Source organism: Steroidobacter sp. (assembly GCF_036402275.1).
In the GTDB taxonomy this organism is placed as follows: domain Bacteria; phylum Pseudomonadota; class Gammaproteobacteria; order Steroidobacterales; family Steroidobacteraceae; genus Steroidobacter.
Genome location: NZ_DASWTF010000046.1, coordinates 1 through 3244 on the forward strand (window position 1 = coordinate 1; position 3244 = coordinate 3244).

A 3244-nucleotide genomic window follows, 5' to 3' on the forward strand; every position below is an offset into this window, starting at 1 on the left:
CTCGGAGACGGCCGGCATGCTGTTGTTCAACGTGCATCACATTGCCTCGGACGGCCGGTCGGGAGACATTCTGGTCGAGGAGTTCATCACTCAGTACGAAGCGATCAGGACCGGTCGCGCCGATCCGTTGCCGCCGTTGACGATCCGCTATGCCGACTATGCGCACTGGCAACGAAATTGGCTGACGGGAGCCGTGCTGGAGCGACAACTCGGTTACTGGGAGCGCCAGCTGCTCGATCTGCCGCCGGTGCATAGCCTGCCATTGTCCCGCCCGCGTCCGGCGCAGGCGAGCTTCAAGGGAGCGCGCCACCCGTTCCATATCGACGCGGCCACTCACCAGGCGCTGAAGCGACTGGCGCAAGAACGGCAGGCCACCTTGTTCATGGTGTTGCATGCCGCCGTGAGCATTCTGTTATCCCGGCACAGCAACAGCACCGACATCGTCATCGGCACGCCGGTGGCGAATCGTATGCAGAAGGAGCTCGAAGACATCATCGGGTTCTTCGTCAACACGCTGGTATTGCGCGCCGACTGTGCGGGCAATCCACGCTTCACCGACTACCTGGAGCGCATCAAGGCCGTCAACCTGGAGGCGCAGAGCAATCAGGACGTGCCATTCGAATATCTGGTGGAACGTCTGAAGCCGGAGCGAAGCACGCAATACAGCCCTTTGTTCCAGGTGCTATTCGCCATGGGGGTGAGTGGCGGAGAAAAAGGCGGCTCGATCGAACTGCCCGACGTCCGGTTCACTCCGGTCATGGCCGCGGAAGTCGGCGCCAAGTACGAATTGCTGTTCGACGCCCGAGAAATGGCGGACGGGATCGCGTTCCACATCGACTACAACACTGACTTGTTCGATTCCGCCAGCGTCGTTCGGATGGCGCAACATCTGGGCATTCTGCTCGACGGCATCGTGGCCGATCCGCAGACGCCGATTCACGCGCTGCCTCTTTTGAGTGAGGACGAGCAGCACTATCTGCTGCACACACTGAACGCGACCCAGGCGGCGTATCCGCAAGACAAGTGCATCCACGAGTTGTTCGAATCGCAGGTCGAGAAGACACCGAACAGTACCGCGGTGGTGTACGAAGGCGAGCAGTTAACGTATGCCGAGTTGAACGATCGGGCCAATCGACTCGCGCATTACTTGCGCGAGCAAGGGGTTCAGGCAGACACGCTGGTGGGATTGTGTGTCGAGCGCGGCCTCGAGATGATGGTGAGTCTGCTGGGTGTTTTGAAGACCGGCGGCGCTTACGTGCCGCTCGATTCAGGGTATCCGCGCGAACGCCTGGCCTACATGATCGAAGACAGCGGCGTGGAATTGCTGCTGACGCAGCGGACGCTGCAGGAGAAGGTCGGGCAATTGGCCGGCCGGCACAGTCGCCTGCGCATCGTGAGTTTGGATGGCAGCGAGCTGCAGTCGACATTGCAGCGTTGTCCCGCGAGCAATCCGTACCGCTCGCCGCATCAGTCATCACGCAACCTGGCGTATGTGATTTATACCTCGGGCTCGACGGGGCAGCCCAAAGGCGTGATGGTGGAACATCGTGGCGTAGCCAATCTGGCAATGTGCCAGCGGGCTATGTTCGGCGCCACCGAGCGAAGCCGCGTACTGTGCTTCGCGTCGTTGAGCTTCGATGCGGCGATTTTTGAATGGTTAATGGCCGCATTCGCCGGCGCGGTTGCATACGTTTGCTCGGAACGACAAAAACAAAATCCCGCGGCGTTGGAATCCTTCCTGATCGCCCATCGTATTACCCATGCAACGTTGCCGCCAGCGGTGTTGCTGCATCTGAATAGCGAGCGGAACTATTCGCTGGAAACACTGATTCTGGCGGGAGAAGCCTGTACCGAACAGCTGGTTCAGCCCTGGCTGGAACGATACAAAGTATTCAATGCGTACGGGCCGACAGAGAGCACGGTATGGTCGAGCACCGCGGCCTTGCAGCGGCATCAGCAGATCACGATCGGTCGGCCGATCGCCAACACGCAGTTCTATGTGTTGGATGGTTATCTCAATCCGGTGCCGCAAGGTGTACCGGGTGAGTTACACATTGGCGGCGTAGGGCTGGCGCGGGGTTATCTGCATCGCCCGGAGCTGACCGAAGAACGTTTCATCGACCATCCGTTCCAAGATCGGAGCGATTCAGTCGGCAGCGCGCGCCTGTACAAGACGGGCGACCTGGTGCGTTATGTGCCGAATGGCGACCTGGAATATCTCGGTCGCATCGACGATCAGGTGAAAATCCGCGGATTCCGTATCGAGCTCGGCGAGATCGAAGCCCGGCTTGCGCAGCATCCCGCTGTGAAAGAGACGGTGGTACTGGCCAGACAGGACGGCCCAGACGGCGCGGCCGGCAAGCGGCTGGTGGCGTATTACACCTCTGAAGAAGTAGAGCTAACAGCGGAAGCGCTGCGTGCACACGTGTTGGAGGTGCTGCCCGATTACATGGCGCCGGCGGCGTACGTACAGCTGGACAAGCTTCCTCTCACGCGCAACGGCAAGATCGATAAGAAGGCCTTGCCGGCACCAGAGGCAAGCCTGGTTGCGATTGAATATGTGGCTCCGCAGACGTCGACGGAGGAGCAACTGATCGAGATCTGTGCACAGCTGTTGCAGCTGAAGCCGGAAGAAATCAGCACCACGGCCAATTTCTTCGCACTGGGCGGACATTCGCTGCTGGTCGTACAACTGTTGTCGGCCGTGCAGAAGGCGGGCATGGCGGCAGACGCGCAGATGATTTTTTCCGCTCCTAGTTTGCGGGCATTGGCGGCTGCCTTGGATGAAGGCGCATCCGCGGAGCACAGTTCGTTCAGCGCGCCGGCCAATCTGATTCCACCGGCCTGCGATCGCATCGAGCCGCGCATGCTGCCGCTGGTCAGTTTGAGCGAGCAAGAGATTGAGCGGATCGTCGCCACGGTCCCGGGCGGTGCGAGGAACGTCCAAGACATTTATCCCCTGGCGCCGCTCCAGGAAGGCATTCTGTTCTCGCACCTGATGCATCGGAACAACGATCCGTACATTTTGCGGGCCCTGTTCGCCGTGTCGGATCAGACGCAGTTCGAGGCGCTCATGGGCGCCCTGCAACGCGTGGTCGACCGTCACGATGTGCTGAGAACGGCGGTGGTGTCGGAGAATATCTCCACGCCCGTGCAGGTGGTGTACCGCCATGCCGATCTGGCGGTCGAGGCGCTTGCGTTGGATCCAACGCAGGATGCGATGAGTCAGATGAAGGCGCGGTTC

Annotated in this window: 1 protein-coding gene; it reads left to right on the forward strand. The window is 60.4% G+C overall.

What is annotated here, in order from left to right; translation table 11 throughout:
- Positions 1-16: 16 nt before the first annotated feature.
- The coding region (locus VGD45_RS26860; RefSeq protein ID WP_331158471.1) for an amino acid adenylation domain-containing protein at positions 17-3244 on the forward strand (3228 nt) is incomplete at its 3' end.